Origin of the sequence: Marisediminitalea oceani, assembly GCF_003731635.1 — a bacterium.
Lineage (GTDB): Bacteria > Pseudomonadota > Gammaproteobacteria > Enterobacterales > Alteromonadaceae > Alteromonas > Alteromonas oceani.
Genome location: NZ_RCUA01000007.1, coordinates 140,988 through 163,643 on the forward strand (window position 1 = coordinate 140,988; position 22,656 = coordinate 163,643).

A 22,656-nucleotide genomic window follows, 5' to 3' on the forward strand; every position below is an offset into this window, starting at 1 on the left:
GTCTACGCCAGTCTTTGATGCAGTGTAATGATTCAGGAAGGGTAAATCAATAAGCTGCAGGTTGATTTTTAACTATATGATTTTCATGGAAATTCACACTTAATCACACAATTTCAAATCATTTCACTATCAGTTTGTGACCAAGCTGGATGATATTTCGTCACGGTCTGCTGTGGCCTGTTTGTTCAGGTTGCAGTCGCCCATCAATACAAAAATATTTGATATACAAGCTCTCATTAGCAGGGCATTAACCAATGAACCAGATTGAGTGCAATTTTAGCAAATGGAAAGAATTACGATGAAGAAGTTGGGACTAGTGACCGCCGTTATAGCAATAACGAGTTTGGGTGGATGTGCGTCAGTAAATAATGCTGCAGTCGAGAAGAATAAGAGTATTGAACTGTACCGGGTATTTGATATTAAAACCACTGCAGACCGTTATGTAGTCACCGAGGCGGCAAGTGATGGCCTTGGTGCTAATGTGTCTTCGGCCGATGAACAAAACCCGATTGTGATGGGTGAAACGCCAAAAAAACCGGGACGTTTTAAGCCTGTTGATGGTAGCAAGGATATGGGACAGGCCAGCGGTGTAATGGCGTTTGCCATGAAAATGAATCCATCTTTGAATAACATGCTGAAAGTCGCGTCATGTGAAGGTGCCGTATGGACCGCCACAGCAAGAAAAGATGTGGATAACGCCTTCAACATGTCATTTAATCTTTGTCTTTGGCACTACGAAGGAGGCTATGCTCTGGACGTTTACGCAAACTACACAAAGAAAGAGGGAGGTGGTTTCCTCGGCGTAGATGGACTGGCTCGTAAAGCGGCTTACGCGATGGTCGGTACACCTGAAGAGTGGGCAGAAAAAACAGTGTTGGATGTGGTTCGTAAAATCAAGCAGCAAACCGGCGGTGAAGTTAAGTTCCTCGAGGGCTACCCGCGAATGAACTCTGCACCCTGGCAAGATTCCGGTGAAGTCTTCAATGAAGATGGCTTCCTGGCACCAGCCCCGGTAGCACCAAACTAGTTTTACCATACACGAAGGGCTCAAGCCCTTCGTGATTTACACTTAGATAGACCTTACAAATCCTCTCTGCCGTAATTTAACTTCCCCAGCTCATTTATAGTTATTTTCGCATTTTCACTGCGGGTGTGACTTGATTTACGATTTTTTGTCACAAATGTCACTCGTCATTCATTTTTACCCATTCGCCGATAAACATCGAAAATGTGTCAATAAAATTTACAGTCCTCTGTAATTAAATCTGACAAATTTTACTAAGTTTGTAATTATTGGTTAAAAATTGATCTTGGCACGGTTATTTCATAGACAACATGAGTTCTGTAGTAGTTAAATTTTGAGGTATTAATTATGAACGTTGTTAACTGTGCTATTAAAAGTAGTATTGCATTATTTGCTTTCAGCCCACTGGCGTCAGCTTCACTAATCACCGGTGACGTAAATCAGCAAATCTCAGGTCAGGGAAATTATTACGTTGATCTCGATGGCGATTCTGTCAACGATTTTAACTTTTATCATTACGACTATTCTTACTACAATTATACGCCAGCAGTTTACGGCTCTACCTACAGACGTACTGCGTACACAACAAGCAGCGAAAACCAATATACCAACTTAACTGCATCAGGCGGGTTCAGCTTTTTAGCTTCGCCTTTAATGCTTGGCGAAACCATTAGTGCTGACGATAATTTCATCACTTTCGGCATGCTGGCGCAGTCCTACGAAAATGAGAGAACCGCTTATAACTACCAATATGGCAGTCGCAGAAGGTATTGTAATAGTTGGGGCAAAAACTGTCGTTATTATACCTCATGGGGTAACGTGTATACTGCTCAGGGTTATTCTTATGAAACTCAGACCGGCTCCTGGATCGACGATGCGCTTGCAAATGGTGGTTCAGTAAGCGGATATGTTGGTTTTAAAAAGACCGATGAGCAAGGTAACGATTACCTTGGCTGGCTGGAACTTTCACTGAATACTCAGGGTGAGGGAACGATTGGTAGTTATGGCCTGGCGTCAGGTAGTAACATCAGCACGTTAAATGCCGGTGAAGCGCCAGCGCCTTTAGCTGCACCTCAGGCTCAGGTAACTACTGACGTTTCTGCGCCAGGCGTACTAGGTCTGATGTCGCTGGGTATAGGCGGCCTTGCCCTGGCGCGTCGTCGCAGAACCAGTCTATAATCAGCAAAGGTTCTTGCTGGTTTCAGGTCTTCAACACATGCAGGTAGAAGATTTAACGGGAGTGTGCTCAGGCGCACTCTTTTCGTATTTTCCGGACTTTCTTACTGTTGATGGTCCGGTTCACTTTGCTGCCATAGTTGAAGATAACCGCTGTCTGGCGGTGTTTGCCATAGGCAGGATGGACCAGAACGATAATGACTTTTATTGTTTTGATATGTGCTTAGCGGATGGCCGTCCACTACAAACAAACCTGCAAATCACTCAAACACTTCAGCAGATAAAGGCCAATGCTGCCGAGCATGGTATTCGCCGGTTGCTTAAGCCAGCCCTGGTGGCTGAGCAGGATGTGCAGGTCTACCTCGATGCTGGTATGCAAATAGGCCGCTGGAGCAGCTTCTATGATATGGATCCCATTTATGTAGAAAGCTCTCTGGCTGCTGTACCGGACTTTGCCAAAAGCGGCATATCTTTTCATTCCTACGATCATGACGTGAATGCTGTAAACGAGCTGTGTCTTAATACCATGGGGGTGCTTACCCACGGGCATTTTAAAGCTACAGGCAATATGCCTACTAACCTCGACACGTCCTCATCGATTGCCTGCTTTTATCAGGGACAAGCCATCGCTGCCTTCGCCGCGCTGATCGATGAGTCCAAAGCTTACGCCTATCTGGACCCATTACTGGTTGACCCGGAATACCGACGCACCGCGTTATTCAGCAATATAATCCGTCGGGTTAGCAAATCTTTATGCGAGAAAGGCATCACAAAAGCACAGGTGCAAATATTGGAAGATAATAAACCTATGGTTCGATTTGTTGAGCGACTCAAAGGTTGTAAAACACATCGTCAGGCCACCCTTTATTTGGTGCTCGAAGATGACTAAATTATTGAGTCTGCACCTGGCCGATTTCCAGTGGCGGCTTCTGATGAACGATAGCCTTGCAGGGCAGTTCCCTGTGCTGACTGCGTTATGTGAGTCAGGCGAGTCGGGCGCTACTGCCACTTTTGGTCACGAAGCATTGCTTTACGCTAGTATTTACAGTGGTTGTTCTCCCGATTCACACGGGGTGCTGGGATATGACGCGCGAAGACCCGACGGGCTGAATGTGGCGCCTGTTGCCAGGTTTCATGCCAGAAAGCCATTTGTCTGGGATCTACTGGATAATCAGGGTGTAGCCTGCGCTGTAGTTAATATGATGGCCACTTACGGCAGCCATGCCAGCTATAGTCATATTTTTAGCGATGTGATGGTAAAAAATAAAGCGGCTGGGCCAGCCGATATTTCGGTTTTACCCAGCAGCATATACCCAGCTCACAACAGACAACAGTTATTAAAAAACCAATGGCATCCCTCATTAATATCAGATGAAGATATAGCCGCTCTGACTGAACAATCGGGAGCTTTATCACAATCTGTTACCAGCACCCTGAAAGAAGCGCTCTGCCAGGTGGCGAATACGCAAAACATCATTATTGATGCGCTACACAGCAATGAAATAGCTGCGATTTTTGCCTGTTTCGACCCGCTTCGTACTCTGCTCAGCAACTCTGAGTTTACAATTGATACATCAATTATCATTAAAATCATGGCGTTTATTGATGGTTGCATTGGCGCCATTTTATCGGTTTGCCCGGATATTTCAGTTTGTATTACCGGTGGTGGAGACCATCCGTTTGTTATTGTGCGGTTTCCTCAGTCACAGCCTGATCAATTGCTGTCATCTGACTTTTCCCTCTATGATGTCGCGCCCAGCCTGCTCGCCCTGTTTGGATATGCTTCAGCCGAACTAAACGGCAAACCAATCTATTCGCCTGATACCCCGCTCGTTGATATTTGTGGCCAGTGGCAAACGGCGGAAGATGCCAGAATCAGAATGATTAAAGGGTTGATGCCGGATACTGCTGTTCCGCCATCGATGGATAAGTTACCCCTGATGCAGCAGGAGAATATCCAGGCAGTAACGAATGAGCACAATTACCATTTGGCGCAGCATTGGATTTATGCTGGTCGACACGCTGACGCCCGGCACATCATCGACCGGGCTGAACTCACCTCTTCACAGCGTCGCTTACTTACCGAACTAATGGAATAGGTGCAACTGACAGACTTCATCATCCTTATGACTTTGCGTTTTCTGCTTCGTTACGGGTTATGGTAATATTACGCACCGTTAAAATTTGCTTCTACGGCCGCCTGAAGCCCGTCGCTTCCTGTCTGCGCCCATCCTCCAAAGAGGTTAAAACCTGAGAGAAGCTCTGGATCTGTAAGAGAGTTTAGCTAAGTGGCTGATACAAATAAAATTGACATGAGTCAGACCAATCCTGTTATCGACAGAAGAATTTCAGTGGCTCCCATGCTGGATAGTCAGGACTAACTTACAATAGCGTTGATTTATAAGGTGATTTCAACAAAAAGTGACAATTGTTGTATTCCCATTGTGTTCCTCAGTCTACTGAAATCGACGGAAAAAACTAGAAACCCACGTTAGTTTTTTTCTTCATTTAATTGTTCTTTAATTATTTCAATCAGCGTCTAAGCTTCCTAGAAGCCTGCACGGGTGAACTTAGTGATATAAGTCTTGAGACGTTCCAATACTCTTTCGTTGTTGAGCAGTGTCTGCCTGAGATAGTTTAAGGCTACTGGAACACGCTGAATTCGGCCATAAACCTCAACCAATCCATCTGGTAGATTGTTGTTACTGCTAACAGTTCGGCTGCTTCAGCAAGTAGAGTGTCCATGTGTTCACTATTAATTGTTGTTCATTTTTAATGAACGATATTTAAAAGTGAACAAAATGAGATATCCCAACGGTTTTCTCTTTCCCCAAAACGTATATGTGTAAGAGTAAAATGGGATGTAGCTGACAAATTGTCAAATTGTGCAATTTTCGCGTTATTGGTATGGCGATAAAAATTGACGTCCATGTCACAACAATCATCCTGACAGGAAAGGCTCTGCTAAAAAGTGGAGGAAAAGCCTCCGGTCTCTTTTTACGAACATATATGAATTTGCTGAGACATTAGTGATCTCCTCTGGTAAGAGCTAGCTGAGCAGCACATTCTTGTAACGAAGTCATTGCTTCGGCACGTTTCGTTTCCAGTAATGAACTGAGATCATCAACATGCACTAGATAAGGTGCTTTTTGTCGATCACTCAATCTGAATATGTTCAACCTCAGGTCTCCTGCCTTAATCTGCCGAATTGCACTGTCATAAGATATGCCGATGTATTTTTCGACAACTTCGGTGAACGGGATGATGGCGCTGCCGAATTGGGCGATTAAGCTAAGGGTAGTTGAGGTCATAGATGTCTCCAGTATATCGTTTTTTGAATTGTTACGTTTTTGGTCAATTAAATTGGCTAGGCCGAAAAGGCTAATGCAGTCCTTTTGCTCTGAGCGGATCTGTTTATAGCAAGGCTCTTTAATAAGCCGTTGCTTAAAGTGGGCCACATTGGTTTCCCCCAACCATCCCTTGATGGTTTCATTTCGGAGAGAAATGGCCTCCGCTCCGAACTCGTTTATCAGTTTATAGAGTGTATTCATATAAAGTTATCCACAGATTTTTGTAAAAATGACCAAATTTCTGGATGAATTATTACTTGTAATGAGGTAATTTCATTCACGACGGTTAGACGAAATTTCAACTTTTTTAAAAAAGTTAAATGGACGTAAAAAGTTTGAATTCTGCTGCGAAATGGTAAGTTACGTCTGACAAATTACTAATAAGGTCAAAAGGAAAATGAAGAGTTGGTGAGGATTAAGTTCTGAATCATGCAGTACAATAAGAAAACGTATGCAGCGCTAGAAGAGAACGGCAAACGTCGTGCATTAGCTAAGACCCAGAAAGCGGAAAATTTTGAGTCAGCTTATCGCTGCGAAGAGTGTATCGAGCGTCAAGAAGTATCTATACCTGATCCAATTTTAATTCAATTAGACTTAAAGCAGTCAGATGCTCAAGGGTGGATAAGAAACACAAAAAATAGTGCTTGCTTAGATTGCAGGGCACACAAGCGTTTTCTGAAAGACGTGCCGGATTATGCAGCTCTATTCACGGATAGCGAGTTAGACGATCCTAATGATCATCCGTTAGTGAGAGTATTGCAGAATCCTCCACCAGAGCTAGAGCTAATATGGAAGGTCGAAAGACAGATGCGTGAGAACTGAACCCAAGCTGGATAAGTTCTAACTTGACGTGACAGAGTACAAATAAAGAACTCTATAAATTCTGACAGTTCAGCTATTGGTAAAAGCGGGCGTACTGGCAGTTCTTCTAAACGACAGGGTTGAACTCACAACGTATAACGGATATCTGGTATTCTTTCTTCTGAAAACACAGAATTATTTTTTCAGAGGAAACGGGTGTTACTATGAGATTTCAGTAATAAGCTGTTATTGATTTGATGTATTAATTATTGATTTTAAAGAAGTTTGATGTATATTGTGAAATGAGTTTCCCATGGAAACAACGGTGTTGCCTTCTATCAATCAGTAATGGTTGATCTTCAGTTGTGAAATTCACACTGGCGGGGGTGGAACGTCAAACTTTCATCAACCAAGTGGTAACTTACTTTTACTTGGGTTTATACCGTGGAAAAGCTCGAGCTAACGCTCGGGCTTTTTTGTATAAGGAATATATGAGTTTAGAGAAGCATTTAGCGAGCGTAATTAAAGAGGAAGCGGAAAAGCTAATACAGCGATACCATGAGTATCACAACCGTTTGCATTTGGAACATAAGAGAAATCAAAAGAGGTTAGGTGTATCAGCGCCCCCAAAGATTGTTCATCAACCAGACTACTGGTCTATAGATAGAAAATTTAACCCTTTCTATGTTCGAAAGAAGCATAAAAGTATAGCTAGATCTATTGCGAGTAAAATTGAAGAACGTACTTATTCTCCAAATGAACCGCATATTAAAACCGTTCCCAAAGCAGACGGTGGAGAACGAAAAGTATCTATTTTCCAAATTCCTGATGCTGCAGTGTCAAAACTGTTCTTTAATCGTTTATTAGCAAAAAATAAGCACAGGTTCAGCTCTTTTTCTTATGCTTATAGGAATGACAGAAATGTCCATTTTGCTATTCAAGACATATCCGTTGATTTACGAAGAAATGAACGTACTTTTCTAGCCGAGTTTGATTTCTCTGACTATTTTGGCTCTATCTCACACGATTATTTGGTTAAACAGTTTGATCAAAATGGATTCTTCATTAGCCCAGAAGAGAGATACATAATTAAAGTTTTCCTAAAAGATCGAACTGTAGGTATTCCGCAAGGAACGTCTATAAGCTTGTTTCTGGCAAACTTAACGTGTTGGAACTATGACTCTGATTTAGAAAAGGAGGGAGTCAAGTTTTCTCGATACGCCGACGACACTATCGTGTGGACTCCAGACTACTCTAAAATATGTAATGCATTTGGCTTGATAAACCGTTTTTCAAACAATGCGGGTGTAAAAATAAATGAAGCAAAATCTGAGGGTATCTCACTACTTACTAGAGAGGACTTTCCTTCAGAAATATCTGCTAAAAGCAGTTTGGACTTTTTGGGTTATACCTTGTCAGTAGATAATGTTTCTATTAAAGATAAGTCTGTATTAAAAATTAAGAAGCAAATTTCTTACATTCTATACCGAAATCTAATTCAGCCGTTGAAGCAAGCATCCTTGGCTGGTCAAGAGATCCCAGCAAATGACAAAGATAAAAACTTTCTTAGTGCAATGATGCAAATTCGTCGTTACATGTACGGTGGTTTGAGCAAAAAGCAACTCAAGGACTATTTGTCAGGTCGTACTAAACGAATCTATTTCAAGGGCGTAATGAGTTTCTATCCTCTTGTTAATGATACCAAGCAGCTGACAGAGCTAGATGGGTGGTTATTGTCTGTTATCTATCGTGCTGTTCAGCTCAGAGAACAGTTACTGCGCGTAAGCTGGAGCTATAACCGTTCTCACAGTTTTCCATTTAATCAATCACGAGAACAATTGTTGAAAAAATGTGCAAAGACTAAAATCAACGGTAAGTATTTACTTGAAATACCGAGCTTTTTACTAGTTCACCAAGCATTGAAAAAAGGTCTGTTGGAATCGGGCATCGAAAAAGTTATGAATCCTGACTCCTTGAACTACGATTACTGATACAAGTCAGTTACCAACGCATAAGCACGGATTCGTACGTAAACAGAAGTCTGATATTTTTTCCTCTGAAAACACAGACCATGGTTTTTTAGGGGAGATGGTGGAAACTATGAAGTCTCAGTAATAAGCTGATATAGCTCAAAAAGGAGTATAAATTGAGCAAAGTAAACAAAGTCCTTCCTCCAAGAAAGGTAATTATAATAAACACTTTGACCGTGGTGGTCTTATCCTTCGCAATTGTTTTTATCTTTGATTTTTCGTTTCCAGATTTGGATACAGCTCTAAAAAGTAAGCTGTCACAAGCTGGAACATTCATGAATATAATGGCTGCACTGTTTCTCTCTTATAAATTCATCCTTAAGGACAGGTACAACTCTAGAGAATCTGAGCTATATAAAGAGGATGAAAATCTTATTAAGCAATTTGATTTGGCAAAACATGATATTCATACAAAAGATGATTTAAATGAGTGGGCCGAAAGAGTTAACTTACAAAGAGAGAAAATCTACGATGAAATGAAAAATATATTCGATCTTAACAAACTAGATTCTGCTCATATCTTAATGGGCCTAATATTAATCGTACTAGGATCTACTTTACAAATGATTGGTGCAGGTTAGCTATAACAAACTAAGTCATCGGAAAACACTCGCTTGGCTCTGCCGTAAACTTTCTTGTTTTCCAATGCTTTGGGCGTTAGACGTCCGCTCTTTGTCTTAAGCTGACTATCAAAGACCGACTAACAATTTCCGCTTTTCGCTCTTTTCGGACATTAACTTGTTGCGGTCTGTCGGGTTTGGTTGAACTCAAAATCCTAAACTGTCAGGTAGTGTATGAGTCAGTACACCCAAGCTCATCAAAAAAAGCCCCTGCACTAGAATTTCAGGGGCTTTGGCGTTTGATAATCTTTTTAATTAATTTGATTACAGGTTTTGTATGGCAAATTCTATACGGCGTTTTAATTCGAAGTGCGAGTCATATAACTGGTCGTCACCTTCATTTTCTTCAAATTTCTCTGAATTATAACTGTCGTATTGTGGGTAATTAGAGTCTTGCCACAGGTCATAACTTTCAGAGCCGATAAGTTCTTCAAACTCAGTATCCAAAAGCCCTAATTCAAAATCAAATAAACTCATTTGATTTAGCATGTCGCAGATTAGTTCTGCGTTACTTTCGCTGACAACCAAAGGTGAAGGCCACATCTTCCCTCCATTGCCGTCCGATTCTATATACACATCGTTTTCAGGCGTGATTGAGACGAACGATTCTGAGTTGATATCTTGCTCTACTACAGCTAAGAATTCTTCAAAATCTTGCTTTGAAGGGATATGAGAGAACTCCACACTTACTTCGGCCTCATCTTGCTCATCGTCGTCCTGATTATCGTCATCAAATACATCTCTGTATTTTAAATGTTCTATCGCCTGATCCCAAGTTAGCTCAGGTGAACTCATGTGTTCCTGGGCGACTAGGTTTAGTGCTTCGGTAAGGGTTATATTCTGCGCTTTTTTGAGTTTATTCGCGTCTTTTTTAGCACGCGTAACAGAAATGCCAGAGGGAAAAAATAGATCGGTGATGTTCATAGTATTAACTCCAGAATAGTGTTGTGTTAGACACGCCCACAAATCTAAACACGCTACTTTGGGTGTTTAACTATGAATGATTGAATTTACTGAATGTCCGGCAGGACTGTGCCTAAAGTGGGCGAAACAAGCGTTTCAGCAAAGCTTATGTTCATTATCCAATAGTACGGCTAATATTTTCAAGGCATTTGCATCAAAAAATTCATGATGGCATTACTTTGATTAAGTTGAGAAATTTTTCAGGTATGAAAACTACTTATTCGAGAATAACAACAAAAAAGGAATATTCATGACTACTAAAACCTACCTATGCTCAGCAATCGTGTCTGACATTTTTCAGAATTTAGCCAACGCATTCATGGCCTATCGAGATGAGTTTGATGGGAGCCAATATAGAAATAATCAGCATGTAGAGGATTCAATTATGAATGTGATTCTGCAAAATCATATCGTGTCGAACCCAAGGTATTTCCCGCTGATTCGAGAGCTTATAGGTGTTGTTCTTAGCGAACCAGAGTTATATGCAGAATGGACTGAGGATGATGTTGAGTTTTTCTCTGGACAAATGAGTTTTGATTTTGGGAAGAACGAAGAATAATTTCCGCATGTGAGAGCTAGTTACTTCTGAAGCCATAAACAGGAGTAACATGAATGAAAGACAACGTCAGCATTATTCGCAAATACGTGAGGCAGTCCAGGACACCGTTTACCGGAGATGATTCAACCATTCTGCTTTTAGCAAATATGAAGGATGATGGAGAAGAAATAAATCTTGGTTTCGAGCGGTACATTTACCTGCATCGAGATGAGGTCGGTAGGTGGCTAGGTATATCACTGAGTTCGTCAATAATAGATGAACTATCAGATGATGAGGGAAAATATCGCAGTGGAATTCAAGCATTGTCAGTATTGCTGAAATACCACAATGAGATAGGCGAATTTATTCAATATTTCTCGGATGAAATTGAGTCGATTTTTGGCATTGATGCACAAACGTGGCTAATTGCCTGTAAAGCCCGATGGCGAAAATTACTCAAATAACTAAAACAGCTCACACGTGAGCTGTTTTCTTTTTTATGTTAACGGACTAAGTTATTGTGATTCACTTATGAAAGCAGGTGAACACCCCAAGGAAAACAAAAAGAATCGATGAACATCCACTGTACAAAAAAGCTGATGGCGAAGTTGCCATTTGAGGAATCACCAGCGGTTGAGTATCTTTCTGAACCAGCCCAACGACTATTTAACTGGCACGCAAATCTGATAACCATTCAACGGAAGCAGTGTGTGATCTTAGTGAATGATGCAACCAGGTATGCTGTATTTTTACCTTCAATGACTAAGCCAGAGCTGAAGCACATCGAACAGCACTTTCATGATGTTTTTGTTAATAGCCTAATTAAGGCTGGTCTGGAGTTTCCGCTGATTGAAGTCGCAGCTAAGCATTTACATGAAGCTAGGTTCAAATATGACACCGTATGTAGTCGTTCAGTACAAGGAACAATGCGGTTGATGACGGAAGATCTCGATTGGTCTCTGTATCATAATTCCCAGCATATTGATGATATTGCACTGTATTCAACATCTGCATGGTTGAGTGACAGGCCTTGCAATGTTAAAGGCGTAAAAGATTGCATTTGGCCTGTTAAGGCTATGACTGAATTGTTACTTTCACTTCAACAAATCTGATGAAAAGTTGCCTTAGACTAATAAGTTAGATGAAACTAAAGTGATAAGGTAGACTTAAGGATAAGAAAGACTAAAAAATAAAAACAATGAATCGGGCTGAAACTTGGCTTTGGAACCTGGTTACAAGGAGCAGTAAGCATGAAGATAATCGATAACATCAATAGTCTACTAGGTGATGATCTAAAGGAGACCATTCAACCAGGTAACAAATTGAAAATTGCAGCTTCTTGCTTTTCTATCTACGCCTATGAAGCGCTAAAGCAAGAACTCTCTGATATTGATGAATTAGAGTTTATCTTCACATCCCCCACGTTCGTACCAAGTAACGTTACAGACAAAATTCGAAAAGAACGCCGTGAGTTCTTTATCCCTCAAGACAAGAGTAGTAAGGGAGAAACGAGTTTGTATGGCACCGAATTTGAAATTCAACTCAGAAATAAACTGAATCAAAAAGCTATCGCGAAAGAATGTGCTAACTGGATACGTAAAAAAGCGAGCTTTAAATCCAATACCACCAACGCCCCAATGCAACAATTTGCTGTAGTAGGGAATGCTCAACAGCAATCCGCTTATATGCCATTAAATGGTTTTTCTGCTGTGGATTTGGGATATCAAAAAGGAAATGCCGTATCTAACTTTGTGCATAAGGTTGACGATAACCTTATGTCTCAACAATACGTGCAACTCTTTGAACAAATATGGAAAGATGAAAACAAAGTCAGAGAAGTGACTTCATCCATAATCGAACATATCGAGTCGATATATCAGGAAAACTCTCCAGAGAAAGTTTACTTTTTAATGCTCTACAACATCTTCTTCGAGTTCTTGGATGATCTGAATGAAGATGTGCTCCCAAATGATAGAACGGGTTACCAGGATACCCTTATCTGGAACAAGTTATTTAACTATCAAAAAGATGCAGCAACGGGCCTTATCAACAAACTAGAGCAATATAATGGTTGTATCTTGGCTGACTCGGTTGGTCTTGGTAAAACCTTCACCGCATTGGCAGTCATAAAATACTATGAGTTACGAAATCGCTCGGTGCTATTGCTGTGCCCCAAGAAACTTGCGGACAACTGGTTGAATTATAATCGCAACTTAAAAACCAACATATTTGCGAAAGACCGTTTTAACTATGACGTGCTATGCCATACCGATTTAGACCGCACGAGTGGTGAGTCATTCGGAACTTCCTTGAACCGCGTCAACTGGGGGAATTACGATTTAGTCGTTATCGATGAATCCCATAACTTTAGAAACGATAACCCCGTAAAAGACCGTGAAACGCGTTACCAGAAATTAATGAACAAGGTAATTCGTGCAGGGGTAAAAACCAAAGTGTTAATGCTGTCAGCGACCCCTGTGAATAATCGATTTACAGATCTAAAAAACCAATTGGCACTGGCATACGAAGGGGAACAAGAAAATCTATCGGAAAAACTGCGTACGACTAAATCCATAGATACAATTTTTAAGAATGCACAACGCGCATTCAACGACTGGTCTAGGCTTGAGCCTGAAGAAAGAACGCCCGCTGCTATCTTAAATGCATTGGAGTTCGATTTCTTTGAACTACTTGATGCCGTCACCATTGCAAGATCAAGAAAGCATATTCAAAACTTTTACGACACAAGTGATATAGGTAAGTTTCCAACCCGTTTGAAGCCAATTTCACACCAATGCCCCTTAACCTATAAGTCGGATGTAATATCACTGAACGAAATATTCGCTCAACTAAGACTATTGAAACTCTCTGTGTACGCGCCTGTAAGTTATATCCTGCCCAGTCGGTTAAAAAAGTATGAAGATCTTTACGATACGGAAGTTGACGGTGGTAAAGGAAAGCTTCGCCAAATTGACAGGGAAAAAAGTTTAGTTGCTCTCATGACAACCAACCTGCTGAAACGTTTGGAAAGTTCGGTTCATGCGTTCAGACTGACGTTAAAAAGCCTCTACGACAATCATGCAAACACGCTTAAGTTGATCCAGGCGTTTTACGACAATAATGGTGTTACAGAGATTGATGATTTTGCCGGAGCATTAGCCGCTGTTGATTCAGAAGATGATGACTTACCCGTATTTCAGGAAATGGAAATTGGTGGGAAAATTAAGATTCAACTCATGGATATGGACTTGCCTTCCTGGCAGCAGGATTTAAGTGCAGATCTGGAGATTATCAGTGCACTTTTAGACGAGATGAAGTCCATCACGCCAGAGCACGATGCGAAGTTGCAACACCTAAAAAAGCATGTAAATGAAAAAATTGAAAACCCAATAAACCCGAACAATAAAAAGGTCATTATATTCACAGCATTTGCAGATACGGCTGATTACTTATATGCCAATTTGGCGGCAGAGTTACAAGGCAGTAAAGGTATTCACTCAGCCAGGGTAACAGGTCAAGGTAACCCCAGAACTACCATTAAAACGGTTAAGAAAGGATATGATCTGCAAGAGTGTTTAACGCTTTTCTCTCCAAAGTCGAAAGAAAAGGAACTGGTACTTCCCCATGAACCAGCTGAAATTGACTTGCTCATTGCCACAGATTGTATTTCTGAAGGGCAAAACCTACAGGATTGTGATTACCTGATTAATTATGACATACACTGGAATCCTGTTCGCATTATTCAGCGATTTGGGCGAGTAGACAGGATTGGCTCACCTAATGAATCCATTCAACTGGTAAACTATTGGCCTGACATATCGCTGGACGAATACATCAACTTAAAAGAGCGTGTCGAAAGCCGAATGACCATAGTTGATGTTACTGCGACGGGTGACGACAATGTGCTAAGTGCTAAGGCCAACGACGTTAGTTACCGGAAAGAGCAGCTTAAGCGGCTCCAGGAAGAAGTTATTGAACTCGAAGATGTGAAAACTGGCATTTCGATTACCGACCTTGGCTTAAACGAATTCCGCATGGATTTGATTAACTTTGTAAAAGAACAAGGGGAACCCAGAGGAATACCCAATGGTATGCACGCTGTGGTGCCCGCTGATCCTGAACGAGGTTTAGTACCAGGGGTAATATTTACGCTGAGAAATATAAACGAGAGTGTGAATATTGATCAAAAGAACCGCTTGCATCCTTATTACCTGGTTTACATTAGCGAACAAGGTGAGGTCATTGCGAATCACTCAGAAGTAAAACGCCTATTAGATCTCACCAGGACTTCCTGCAAAGGGGTAATCGAACCTGTTAGTAGTGTTTGCAAGTTGTTCAATGAGCAGACTAATGATGGCAAAGAGATGGACATGTATTCCAATTTGTTATCTCAAGCCATTCACTCGATGATAGCCGTAAAAGAAGAGCAGGATATTGATAGTCTGTTTAGTGGTGGTGAAACATCTGCATTAATAAATAATATTCAAGGGCTGGAAGATTTTGAGTTGATTAACTTCCTTGTGGTCAAATAAGCCATCAATGAAAAGTGATATTAAGTCAATCCAATTGGGTAGCGCACGGAAAGCACTATGACTGACGAAAACAGAGAGATTCATAACGGTATAAAGAAAGGCTTTTTCCGGTATCCAAAAAGTACAGTGGTCAATCGAAACCTGCCCAAGAATAAGATTTATGAGCAAGCGAAAGCAGACACCAAACTCAAAGAGTTGTTTGTGAATGAAGTAGACCAAATTCTGTGGGCACACAAGCTGTCTTCAACAACACTCAATATAGAAGGTGATAAAAACATCGCTGAAATTCAGGTGTTTCGAATCCAGCTCAAAGGCGAGACATTGAATAATGACGTATTACAAGCCATTGATAAGGCGATACCTCACCCCATAATTTTCGAAATTAAAACAAGTACCAATAAGTTATTTATATCAGCGACCTATAAAGAGATAGGGCTAAATGGCGGCATAACGTTATCGGATTATTATCAATCAGATACATTGCTCGATGGAAGTAATGATGAAGTTAGGGCAAATTTACCAACGGTATTAAATGTAAAAGCACTGTACGAGCAGTTGCTAGTTTCACTCTTGCCTTACGAACTCAGAGATAACGAGACATTTCCTCAATTAATTGCACGAATTGATGAAATCAACAGTTTAGAGAAAAAACACATTCAAATTAGTAAAAAGCTCAGCGCAGAAAAGCAGTTTAAGAAAAAGGTATCAATAAACGCGGAGCTTAAAGATATTAAACAACAGTTAAAGAATTTAACTACCGAACAAGATTAAAATTTTCAAAGAGTAGGACATGTAATGGATAAGTTAAAAATGCAATCGCCTGATTTATCACAACAAAAAATCTCAAAGATTCGAAGTCTTTTCCCTAATTGTGTAACGGAAGCAAGAGATAGCAATGGCGAATTGAAATTAGCAATTGACTTTGACTTGTTAAAGCAAGAACTGTCCGGTTCAATAGTAGAAGCTCCTCAAGAAAGATATCATCTAAATTGGCCTGGTAAGCGGGATGCTCTTTTAGCTGCGAATACACCATTAGCTAAGACGTTTCGTCCCCTTCGAAATAAAAGTGTGAATTTTGATACTACTGAAAATTTATTTATAGAGGGTGATAACTTAGAAGCACTGAAGCTTTTACAGGAATCTTATCTAGGTAGAGTCAAGATGATATATATTGATCCACCATACAATACAGGAAATGACTTTATTTATAGAGATGATTTTGCTGAAAAAAAACAAAGTTATTTGCAAAAGACAGAGCAACTAGATGAAGAAAAAAACAGGTTGACATCTAACCCTTCATCAAATGGAAGGTTTCATTCAGACTGGTTGACAATGATTTATTCAAGGTTGAAGTTAGCTAGAAATTTATTGTCTGATGATGGTGTTGTATTTATAAGTATCGATGATAATGAAGCGCACAACTTAATTAAAGTTGGAAGTGAGATCTTTGGCGAAGAAAACTTCATTGCTCAATTAGCTGTCCAGTTAAATCCAAGAGGAAGAAATTTGGATAAGTTTGTTGCAAAAACTCATGAATACATATTGGTTTTTGTAAAAGACGCATTAGAGGATTCTTGCATTTATGGTCTAGAAAAAGAAGGAAAAATGGTAGATGAATATAATAGAGAAGATGATCAAGGTAAGTTTAGATTAACTGGTCTTAGAAATCGAAACCAAGCTTTTAACCCCACTACAAGACCTAAGCTTTATTACCCCTTGTACGTGAACCCTGACAATGGTGAAGTCTCTACTAAACAAGATTCTACTTTCACGGAAGAAGTTTGGCCTGACGCCCCTGGTGGAGTACAAACTTGTTGGACATGGGGGAAAGATAAAGCAAATAAAGAGCGCAACTTGTTATTAGCAGAGAAAACAGGTGAAGAATGGAGGGTTTATCGGAAAGATTACTTATTAGGTAAAGATGGTGCAGTTGCTACTACGTTAGCTAAATCAATTTGGTTAGATAAAGAGATAAACAATGACTATGGACGAAAAACTATTAAAGAGTTGTTCGGTTCATCTGTCATGAGCTTTCCTAAGTCAGTGCAGTTAATTGAAAAATTAGTAAAAATGGGAACAAAAGACGGAGATATTATTTTAGATTTCTTCGCTGGCTCAAGTACCACTCCTCATGCAGTCCTAAATATCAATAAAAGCGAAGGTTCCAATCGGAAATTTATAGCTATACAACTACCCGAAGTATGCGATGAAAAATCAGATGCTTTTAAAGCTGGGTTTAAAACAATTTCAGAACTAAGTAGAACAAGAATTTCAAAGGTTTGTGAAAAGAACAAGGATTGTAAATTTGGTTTTAGGTTTTTAAAGATTGATTCATCAAACATGACCGATGTTTACTACCGTCCCGACCAAGTTGATCAGGCTGATATGTTTGCTCAAGTTCAAAACATCAAAGAAGATAGAACCGATGAGGATCTACTGTTCCAGGTACTATTAGATTGGGGCGTAGGCTTAACGCTGCCTATATCAAAACAGCAAATTTCCTCCAGGGATGTTTTTTTTGTAAATGCTGATGAAACAGGTGAAGGCGCTGATTTAATCGCTTGTTTTGCATCTGATATCTCTAACGAATTGATTAAAAGCATTGCTGAAAAGCAGCCTTTACGCGTTGTTTTCAGAGATGATGGATTCGCCACAGACGCTGTGAAAATTAATGTCGAGCAAATCTTTAAGCAGATTTCACCGATTACTGACGTCAAGTCTATCTAAGAGGTGATACATGAAGCTCAATTTTAAACCTCTAGAGTACCAACAAAAATCAGTGCAGTCGGTGATCGAGTGTTTTCGCGGCCAGCCTAATACAGCGGGTATTCAATATCGTATTGATCCAGGTTGGGCGAAAAAAGGGCAAACACAATCAGCTCAATTTGACGAAGATGGCTTTAAGAACGCTGAGATTCAGTTATCAGAAGATCAGTTGTTGGAAAATATCCATGATGTCCAAAAATCGCAGAATCTTCCGCTGTCTAATGGCCTGAAGAACTATACCGACGAAAGCGGCAAAGCAAAAAGAAGTTATAGCCCTGGTGCGGATATTAACCTAGACATCGAAATGGAAACGGGAACAGGTAAAACGTATTGCTATATCAAATCGATATTTGAGTTAAACAAGCAGTATGGCTGGTCTAAATTTATCATTATGGTGCCGACCATAGCCATTAGAGAAGGCGTTCACAAATCACTGGAAGTAACGGCTGACCACTTTACTCAAACGTACGGTAAGAAAATTCGATTTTTCACCTATAACTCGAAAGATCTGCATAAAATAGAAAGCTATTCCTCGGACTCGGGTATTAACGTTATGGTTATCAATATCCAGGCGTTTAATGCCACAGGAGCAGATAACCGTAGGATATATGAAGAGCTGGATGATTTTCAAAGCCGACGCCCAATTGATGTGATCAGTGCTAACAGACCAATACTCATCCTTGATGAACCTCAAAAGATGGAAGGGCGAGCCACGCAGGAAGCGTTACCAAGGTTTAAGCCACTTTTCATACTGCGCTATTCAGCTACGCACAAAACGGTGCACAACAAAATACACCGACTTGATGCCCTGGATGCATACAACCAGAAACTGGTGAAGCGAATCTCAGTAAGGGGAATTAAAACCAATGGTTTGGCAGGAACCAACGCCTACCTTTACCTGGAGCAAATCGAAATATCGAAAAAAGCCCCCGTTGCTCGACTAGAAATAGAACAAAAGCTGAAGTCTGGCGATATCAAGCGAAAAGTAATTAAGGTAAACAAGGGGGATCGCCTCTATGACTTGTCTGGTGAACTTCCACAGTATGAAGGGTTTGTCGTATCAGAGATTAATGCGGTTACCGATACGTTAGAGTTTCTGAATGGTAAGAGTATTCAGGTTGGTGTCGCATCGAATGATATTACTGAAGAAGTCATGCGCCGGATTCAAATCCGCGACACGATTAAATCTCACCTCGACAAAGAAAAAAGGCTTTTCAGTAAAGGTATCAAGGTACTCTCGCTTTTCTTTATAGATGAGGTTGTAAAGTATCGTGATTATAGCCAAGCCGATGAAAAAGGTGAGTATGCAAGGGTATTTGAAGAAGAATACCAAACGTTAAAAGAAGAGTTGTTAGCTGAGCTGCCATATAGTGATCCTTACAAAGCATATCTGGCGAAAGTCGCTGCTGAAAATACTCACGAAGGCTACTTTGCTATAGATAAAAAGAAAAAGCTCGTAGATCCTAAAGTGATAAAACGTGGCGAAGAAAGGGGCCTGGCAAACGATGAAAGTGCCACTGCTGCGTACGATTTGATCCTTAAAAACAAAGAACAGCTTTTAAGTTTTAGCGAAGATAAACGTTTTATCTTTTCCCACTCTGCTTTACGTGAAGGGTGGGATAACCCTAATGTATTCGTGATCTGTATGTTAAAACATGCTGACTACGATAACGTAGTTTCGCGTCGCCAGGAGGTGGGTCGTGGTTTACGTATATCCGTAAACCAGCAAGGCGAGCGACAAGATCATCCCGCTACGGTACATGATATCAACGTGCTTACGGTAGTAGCGAATGAAAGCTTCGGAGACTTTGTAAAAGGGCTTCAAACAGATATTAGTGAGTCACTTTCAGCAAGGCCGAAGAAAGCCGATAAAGCTTATTTCTTGAATAAAGTGATTAAGACAGAGCAAGGCGATTTAGTTGTTGATGATGAGATGGCAAGAGCTATTGAACGTTATCTTATTAAGAATGATTACGTGGATGATAATGACGAAATAACCGATCTCTATCACGCAGAGCTAAAAAATGATGAACTGGGTAAGTTACCTGAATTATTGGCTCCTTACCGAGAACAGGTTGTTGAACTAATTAATGGTGTATTCAGTCAGGCGCAGTTGCCTGAGATTATTGATGATCGTAAACCGAAAACCAATGTCTTAAACGCCAACTTCGAGAAGAAGGAGTTCCAAAAGCTTTGGAACAAGATCAACCGAAAAGCGGTTTACCAGGTTAATTTTAGTTCTGAGGAACTGATTAATAACGCCATTATTGCCATCGATGAACATCTTCATGTCACACCACTACAGTACACAATTGAAGTGGGTGACCAAAATGAAAAGCTTACTGAAGAACAGTTAAGCCAAGGCAGGGGCTTTGAGGTCAGAGAAACTGATAGGCAACTGCACAACGCTCCCATACAGTCTTCCGTACCTTACGATCTCATCGGTGAAATAGCTGAAGATACTAAGCTTACTAGAAAATCAGTTTGTGCAATCCTGCAAGGTATTGCAGCTGATAAATTTGCCTTATTTAAAGTAAATCCAGAGCAATTTATTAGTGAAGCAGCGCGTATCATCAATGAAGAAAAAGCAACGGCAACCATTCAACAGCTTTCTTACGACTTGATTGATGAAACATATGAAAGCGATATCTTTACTCAAAATCAGGTGATTAATGATTTTAGTAAGGTCGTTGAGAACCTTAAAAAGCATGTTTATGACTTTGCATCTACCGACTCAAAAGTTGAAAGAGCGTTTATCAAGGAACTGGATACCAGCAATGATATAGAGGTTTACGCCAAGCTGCCTAGAGGCTTCACGATTCCAACACCACTAGGCACCGAAGGATACAATCCTGACTGGGCTATAGCTTTCAAAGAAGGTACGGTGAAGCACGTACTGTTTGTGGCAGAGACAAAAGGCTCAATGTCCACCATGCAGCTGAAAAAGATTGAAGCAGCGAAAATTGAATGCGCCAAGAAATTCTTCAAGCGACTTGAACAGGAAGTAAAATCTGACGATGACGCTGAAAAGGTCAAGTTCAATATGGTGGCAAGCTACAGCGATTTGCTAAAAGTCGTAGAGTAAATCAGCTTTGGCTTCAGTTCTTTCTTACAGCGGAACGAACTGAAGCCACTGATATCATCAAGCTTTGATTCTGGCTTTTTATAGCTGGATATCCAAAAAAGAGCGAAGTGTATTTAGCATTCTAGAAACAGGGAAGATTGATGTCTGTAGTTACAATAAGTAATGCCATTGAGCGGTTGCAAAAAGAGATTGCTGATATCAGCAAAAAAATTAGCCAGGAATCAAAAAAAGAATCCGACCTCTCGTCGAAAGTTATTCAGTTGTCGAATTCAATTAATAAGAATTCTTCGGCATCAACAGTCAAATCCAAGTTGTCCGATATTGCAAGAAAGCAAAGTGAAATAGCAAAAATTCAAGGGCGGAAAGCGGATCTTTTAAAGAAAGAAGCGGATAAAAGTGCCAAGTTGCTTAAAGCTAAGCAAGAGCTAACCAGGGAAGAAGAGAAGCAACGTAAAAAGCTTCAACAAGCAGAAGCGAAACAAAGGAAAGAATCTCTGGATTTTCAAAAGAAACTTCGAGCAGAAATTGAAAGTACAGTCTCGGAGTCTAAACAGAGAATACTAGAGCAAACTTCGGGCAAAGAAGTGGACTATGACATTTTTATCTCCCATGCATCAGAGGATAAAGATGAACTTGTAAGGCCTTTGGCTGAAGCATTAATTGAGAAGGGTGCATCTGTTTGGTATGACGAATTTACGTTAAAAGTAGGAGATAGCCTGCGCAAAAGTATTGATCACGGTTTAGCTAAATCTAGATTTGGTACGGTTGTTTTGTCTAATGCATTCTTCAAAAAAAATTGGACGGAATACGAATTAAACGGAATGGTTGCCAGGGAGATGAACGGTCACAAAATGATCTTGCCAATTTGGCACATGGTCTCCAAAGACAAAGTTTTGAGTTTCAGCCCAACACTTGCTGACAAGGTAGCACTTAACTCGTCCATATCGAGCATTGAAGAGATTGCAGATGCCCTGTTAGAAGTTATTAAAGGGTAGCTCAACGTGACGTACAGCCTCACTGTCGAAATAGAGTCGTTCTCGCATGAGCTTAGTCAGGATACGTTAAACTTTTTTCACTTACCTGGTTCAGGTATTAATGCTGAATGTGTAAATCCATCTACCTGCAAAATTACTTTCAATAACACAATTCTTCAGGGCTTAGAAAGGCCGAAACAAACTGATTCTGCCTATATCATTGCTCAAATCATGCTGGTAACAATGAATATAGTCACGCAGGGTTTTTTTACATGGGTAAAGCGATTTTCTCTTGATCCGATCGTCCACGAAAATCGTGCTGGAGAGGAAAGCAGAGATGTATCATTGTCAGTTAGTCGAGTCCTCCAAATTGGCCCAGTTAGAAAATTAGAGCGCGATGAAGTAAGACTTATGTTCATTATATTTGGTTCTATCGCCAGGGATTTAGATACCAGTATAAGGAATGACTATACGAAGGGAGTGTTGTTACTCAGCCAATCTCATTATGACATTAATTTTTACAAAGAGGCTTTCTTCAACTTTTACAGGTGCATAGAAGGAGTTGTGACCAGAAAGTATCTTAATACCAGAAAATTGAATAATGAACTGAAGGAAATTTCCAGTGTTTTGCAATCAATTGGATGTGATGAGGGTCTACTTGGGCTGTTCAAGGAAATATACAAATTGAGGGGAAGTGAGGTTGCTCACTCGCAGAAAGCCCAGAAAGATATCACCTATGATGTAAGCGATCAATATAGACCCGGATCACCCCATTTTATCTAAGTCGCTCGTTAATT

18 protein-coding genes are annotated in these 22,656 nt (G+C 40.4%); 16 read left to right on the plus strand and 2 right to left on the minus strand.

Features of this window, described 5'->3' with window-relative positions; genetic code table 11:
* Window positions 1-316: 316 nt before the first annotated feature.
* The 4 genes from D9T21_RS01995 (at window position 317) to D9T21_RS02010 (ending at window position 4,299) form a co-directional block, all read left to right on the plus strand.
* Window positions 317-1,027 carry a hypothetical protein gene (locus tag D9T21_RS01995; RefSeq protein ID WP_206427213.1) on the plus strand — a complete coding sequence of 237 codons (711 nt, stop codon included), beginning with the start codon at window positions 317-319 and terminating at the stop codon, window positions 1,025-1,027.
* A gap of 345 nt (window positions 1,028-1,372) precedes the next feature.
* Window positions 1,373-2,203 (plus strand): hypothetical protein, encoded by an 831-nt coding sequence (locus D9T21_RS02000; RefSeq protein ID WP_123323487.1) that lies wholly within the window; start codon window positions 1,373-1,375, stop codon window positions 2,201-2,203.
* Between the two features lie 37 nt (window positions 2,204-2,240).
* On the plus strand, window positions 2,241-3,089 hold the full coding sequence (locus D9T21_RS02005; RefSeq protein WP_123323488.1) for a GNAT family N-acetyltransferase: 849 nt from the start codon (window positions 2,241-2,243) through the stop codon (window positions 3,087-3,089).
* On the plus strand, window positions 3,082-4,299 hold the full coding sequence (locus D9T21_RS02010) for a hypothetical protein (protein WP_123323489.1): 1,218 nt from the start codon (window positions 3,082-3,084) through the stop codon (window positions 4,297-4,299). Before D9T21_RS02005 ends, D9T21_RS02010 begins: the two co-directional genes overlap by 8 nt.
* Before the next feature lie 927 nt (window positions 4,300-5,226).
* Here the strand turns inward: D9T21_RS02010 and D9T21_RS22910 are convergent.
* Entirely contained in the window at window positions 5,227-5,751 is a 525-nt protein-coding gene (locus tag D9T21_RS22910; protein ID WP_241155601.1) for a pyocin activator PrtN family protein, read from the minus strand.
* A 228-nt stretch (window positions 5,752-5,979) separates the two neighbouring features.
* On the opposite strand from D9T21_RS22910, the gene D9T21_RS02020 reads away from it, so the two are divergent.
* The 3 genes from D9T21_RS02020 (at window position 5,980) to D9T21_RS02030 (ending at window position 8,962) form a co-directional block, all read left to right on the plus strand.
* Complete coding sequence (locus tag D9T21_RS02020) at window positions 5,980-6,372, plus strand: hypothetical protein (protein ID WP_123323490.1); 393 nt, start codon at window positions 5,980-5,982, stop codon at window positions 6,370-6,372.
* A 344-nt stretch (window positions 6,373-6,716) separates the two neighbouring features.
* Window positions 6,717-8,342: a reverse transcriptase domain-containing protein gene (locus tag D9T21_RS02025; RefSeq protein ID WP_206427214.1), complete on the plus strand. Its 1,626-nt coding sequence runs from the start codon at window positions 6,717-6,719 to the stop codon at window positions 8,340-8,342.
* Window positions 8,343-8,497: 155 nt separating this feature from the next.
* Window positions 8,498-8,962, plus strand: a complete 465-nt coding sequence (locus tag D9T21_RS02030; protein ID WP_123323492.1) for a hypothetical protein — start codon at window positions 8,498-8,500, stop codon at window positions 8,960-8,962.
* A 303-nt stretch (window positions 8,963-9,265) separates the two neighbouring features.
* Here the strand turns inward: D9T21_RS02030 and D9T21_RS02035 are convergent, their stop codons facing one another.
* Complete coding sequence (locus D9T21_RS02035; RefSeq protein ID WP_123323493.1) at window positions 9,266-9,925, minus strand: hypothetical protein; 660 nt, start codon at window positions 9,923-9,925, stop codon at window positions 9,266-9,268.
* A 289-nt stretch (window positions 9,926-10,214) separates the two neighbouring features.
* On the opposite strand from D9T21_RS02035, the gene D9T21_RS02040 reads away from it, so the two are divergent.
* The 9 genes from D9T21_RS02040 to D9T21_RS02080 all read left to right on the plus strand — a co-directional run bounded on the left by D9T21_RS02040 (window position 10,215) and on the right by D9T21_RS02080 (window position 22,642).
* Window positions 10,215-10,523 carry a hypothetical protein gene (locus D9T21_RS02040; RefSeq protein WP_123323494.1) on the plus strand — a complete coding sequence of 103 codons (309 nt, stop codon included), beginning with the start codon at window positions 10,215-10,217 and terminating at the stop codon, window positions 10,521-10,523.
* Window positions 10,524-10,576: 53 nt separating this feature from the next.
* Window positions 10,577-10,966: a hypothetical protein gene (locus D9T21_RS02045; protein WP_123323495.1), complete on the plus strand. Its 390-nt coding sequence runs from the start codon at window positions 10,577-10,579 to the stop codon at window positions 10,964-10,966.
* A 108-nt stretch (window positions 10,967-11,074) separates the two neighbouring features.
* The gene (locus D9T21_RS02050) at window positions 11,075-11,614 is read left to right on the plus strand and encodes a DUF6933 domain-containing protein (RefSeq protein WP_123323496.1); all 540 of its coding nucleotides are present in this window, start codon (window positions 11,075-11,077) and stop codon (window positions 11,612-11,614) included.
* A gap of 138 nt (window positions 11,615-11,752) precedes the next feature.
* Window positions 11,753-15,034 (plus strand): helicase-related protein, encoded by a 3,282-nt coding sequence (locus D9T21_RS02055; protein WP_123323497.1) that lies wholly within the window; start codon window positions 11,753-11,755, stop codon window positions 15,032-15,034.
* Window positions 15,035-15,091: 57 nt separating this feature from the next.
* A complete protein-coding gene (locus D9T21_RS02060; RefSeq protein ID WP_123323498.1) occupies window positions 15,092-15,805 on the plus strand; it encodes a DUF4391 domain-containing protein in 714 nt (237 codons plus the stop codon).
* Window positions 15,806-15,829: 24 nt separating this feature from the next.
* Window positions 15,830-17,761, plus strand: coding sequence for a site-specific DNA-methyltransferase (locus D9T21_RS02065; RefSeq protein ID WP_123323499.1), 1,932 nt, complete (start codon window positions 15,830-15,832; stop codon window positions 17,759-17,761).
* A 10-nt stretch (window positions 17,762-17,771) separates the two neighbouring features.
* The gene (locus D9T21_RS02070; RefSeq protein ID WP_123323500.1) at window positions 17,772-20,885 is read left to right on the plus strand and encodes a type III restriction-modification system endonuclease; all 3,114 of its coding nucleotides are present in this window, start codon (window positions 17,772-17,774) and stop codon (window positions 20,883-20,885) included.
* A gap of 140 nt (window positions 20,886-21,025) precedes the next feature.
* Complete coding sequence (locus D9T21_RS02075; RefSeq protein ID WP_123323501.1) at window positions 21,026-21,880, plus strand: TIR domain-containing protein; 855 nt, start codon at window positions 21,026-21,028, stop codon at window positions 21,878-21,880.
* A 6-nt stretch (window positions 21,881-21,886) separates the two neighbouring features.
* Complete coding sequence (locus D9T21_RS02080; RefSeq protein WP_123323502.1) at window positions 21,887-22,642, plus strand: hypothetical protein; 756 nt, start codon at window positions 21,887-21,889, stop codon at window positions 22,640-22,642.
* Window positions 22,643-22,656: the final 14 nt, after the last annotated feature.

Coding starts and splice junctions, on each gene's coding strand:
- D9T21_RS02000 (WP_123323487.1), top strand. CDS start 1,373: ATGAACGTTGTTAACTGTGCTATTAAAAGTAGTATTGCATTATTTGCT.
- D9T21_RS02005 (WP_123323488.1), top strand. CDS start 2,241: ATGCAGGTAGAAGATTTAACGGGAGTGTGCTCAGGCGCACTCTTTTCG.
- D9T21_RS02010 (WP_123323489.1), top strand. CDS start 3,082: ATGACTAAATTATTGAGTCTGCACCTGGCCGATTTCCAGTGGCGGCTT.
- D9T21_RS22910 (WP_241155601.1), bottom strand. CDS start 5,751: ATGAATACACTCTATAAACTGATAAACGAGTTCGGAGCGGAGGCCATT.
- D9T21_RS02020 (WP_123323490.1), top strand. CDS start 5,980: ATGCAGTACAATAAGAAAACGTATGCAGCGCTAGAAGAGAACGGCAAA.
- D9T21_RS02035 (WP_123323493.1), bottom strand. CDS start 9,925: ATGAACATCACCGATCTATTTTTTCCCTCTGGCATTTCTGTTACGCGT.
- D9T21_RS02040 (WP_123323494.1), top strand. CDS start 10,215: ATGACTACTAAAACCTACCTATGCTCAGCAATCGTGTCTGACATTTTT.
- D9T21_RS02045 (WP_123323495.1), top strand. CDS start 10,577: ATGAAAGACAACGTCAGCATTATTCGCAAATACGTGAGGCAGTCCAGG.
- D9T21_RS02050 (WP_123323496.1), top strand. CDS start 11,075: ATGAACATCCACTGTACAAAAAAGCTGATGGCGAAGTTGCCATTTGAG.
- D9T21_RS02055 (WP_123323497.1), top strand. CDS start 11,753: ATGAAGATAATCGATAACATCAATAGTCTACTAGGTGATGATCTAAAG.
- D9T21_RS02060 (WP_123323498.1), top strand. CDS start 15,092: ATGACTGACGAAAACAGAGAGATTCATAACGGTATAAAGAAAGGCTTT.
- D9T21_RS02065 (WP_123323499.1), top strand. CDS start 15,830: ATGGATAAGTTAAAAATGCAATCGCCTGATTTATCACAACAAAAAATC.
- D9T21_RS02070 (WP_123323500.1), top strand. CDS start 17,772: ATGAAGCTCAATTTTAAACCTCTAGAGTACCAACAAAAATCAGTGCAG.
- D9T21_RS02075 (WP_123323501.1), top strand. CDS start 21,026: ATGTCTGTAGTTACAATAAGTAATGCCATTGAGCGGTTGCAAAAAGAG.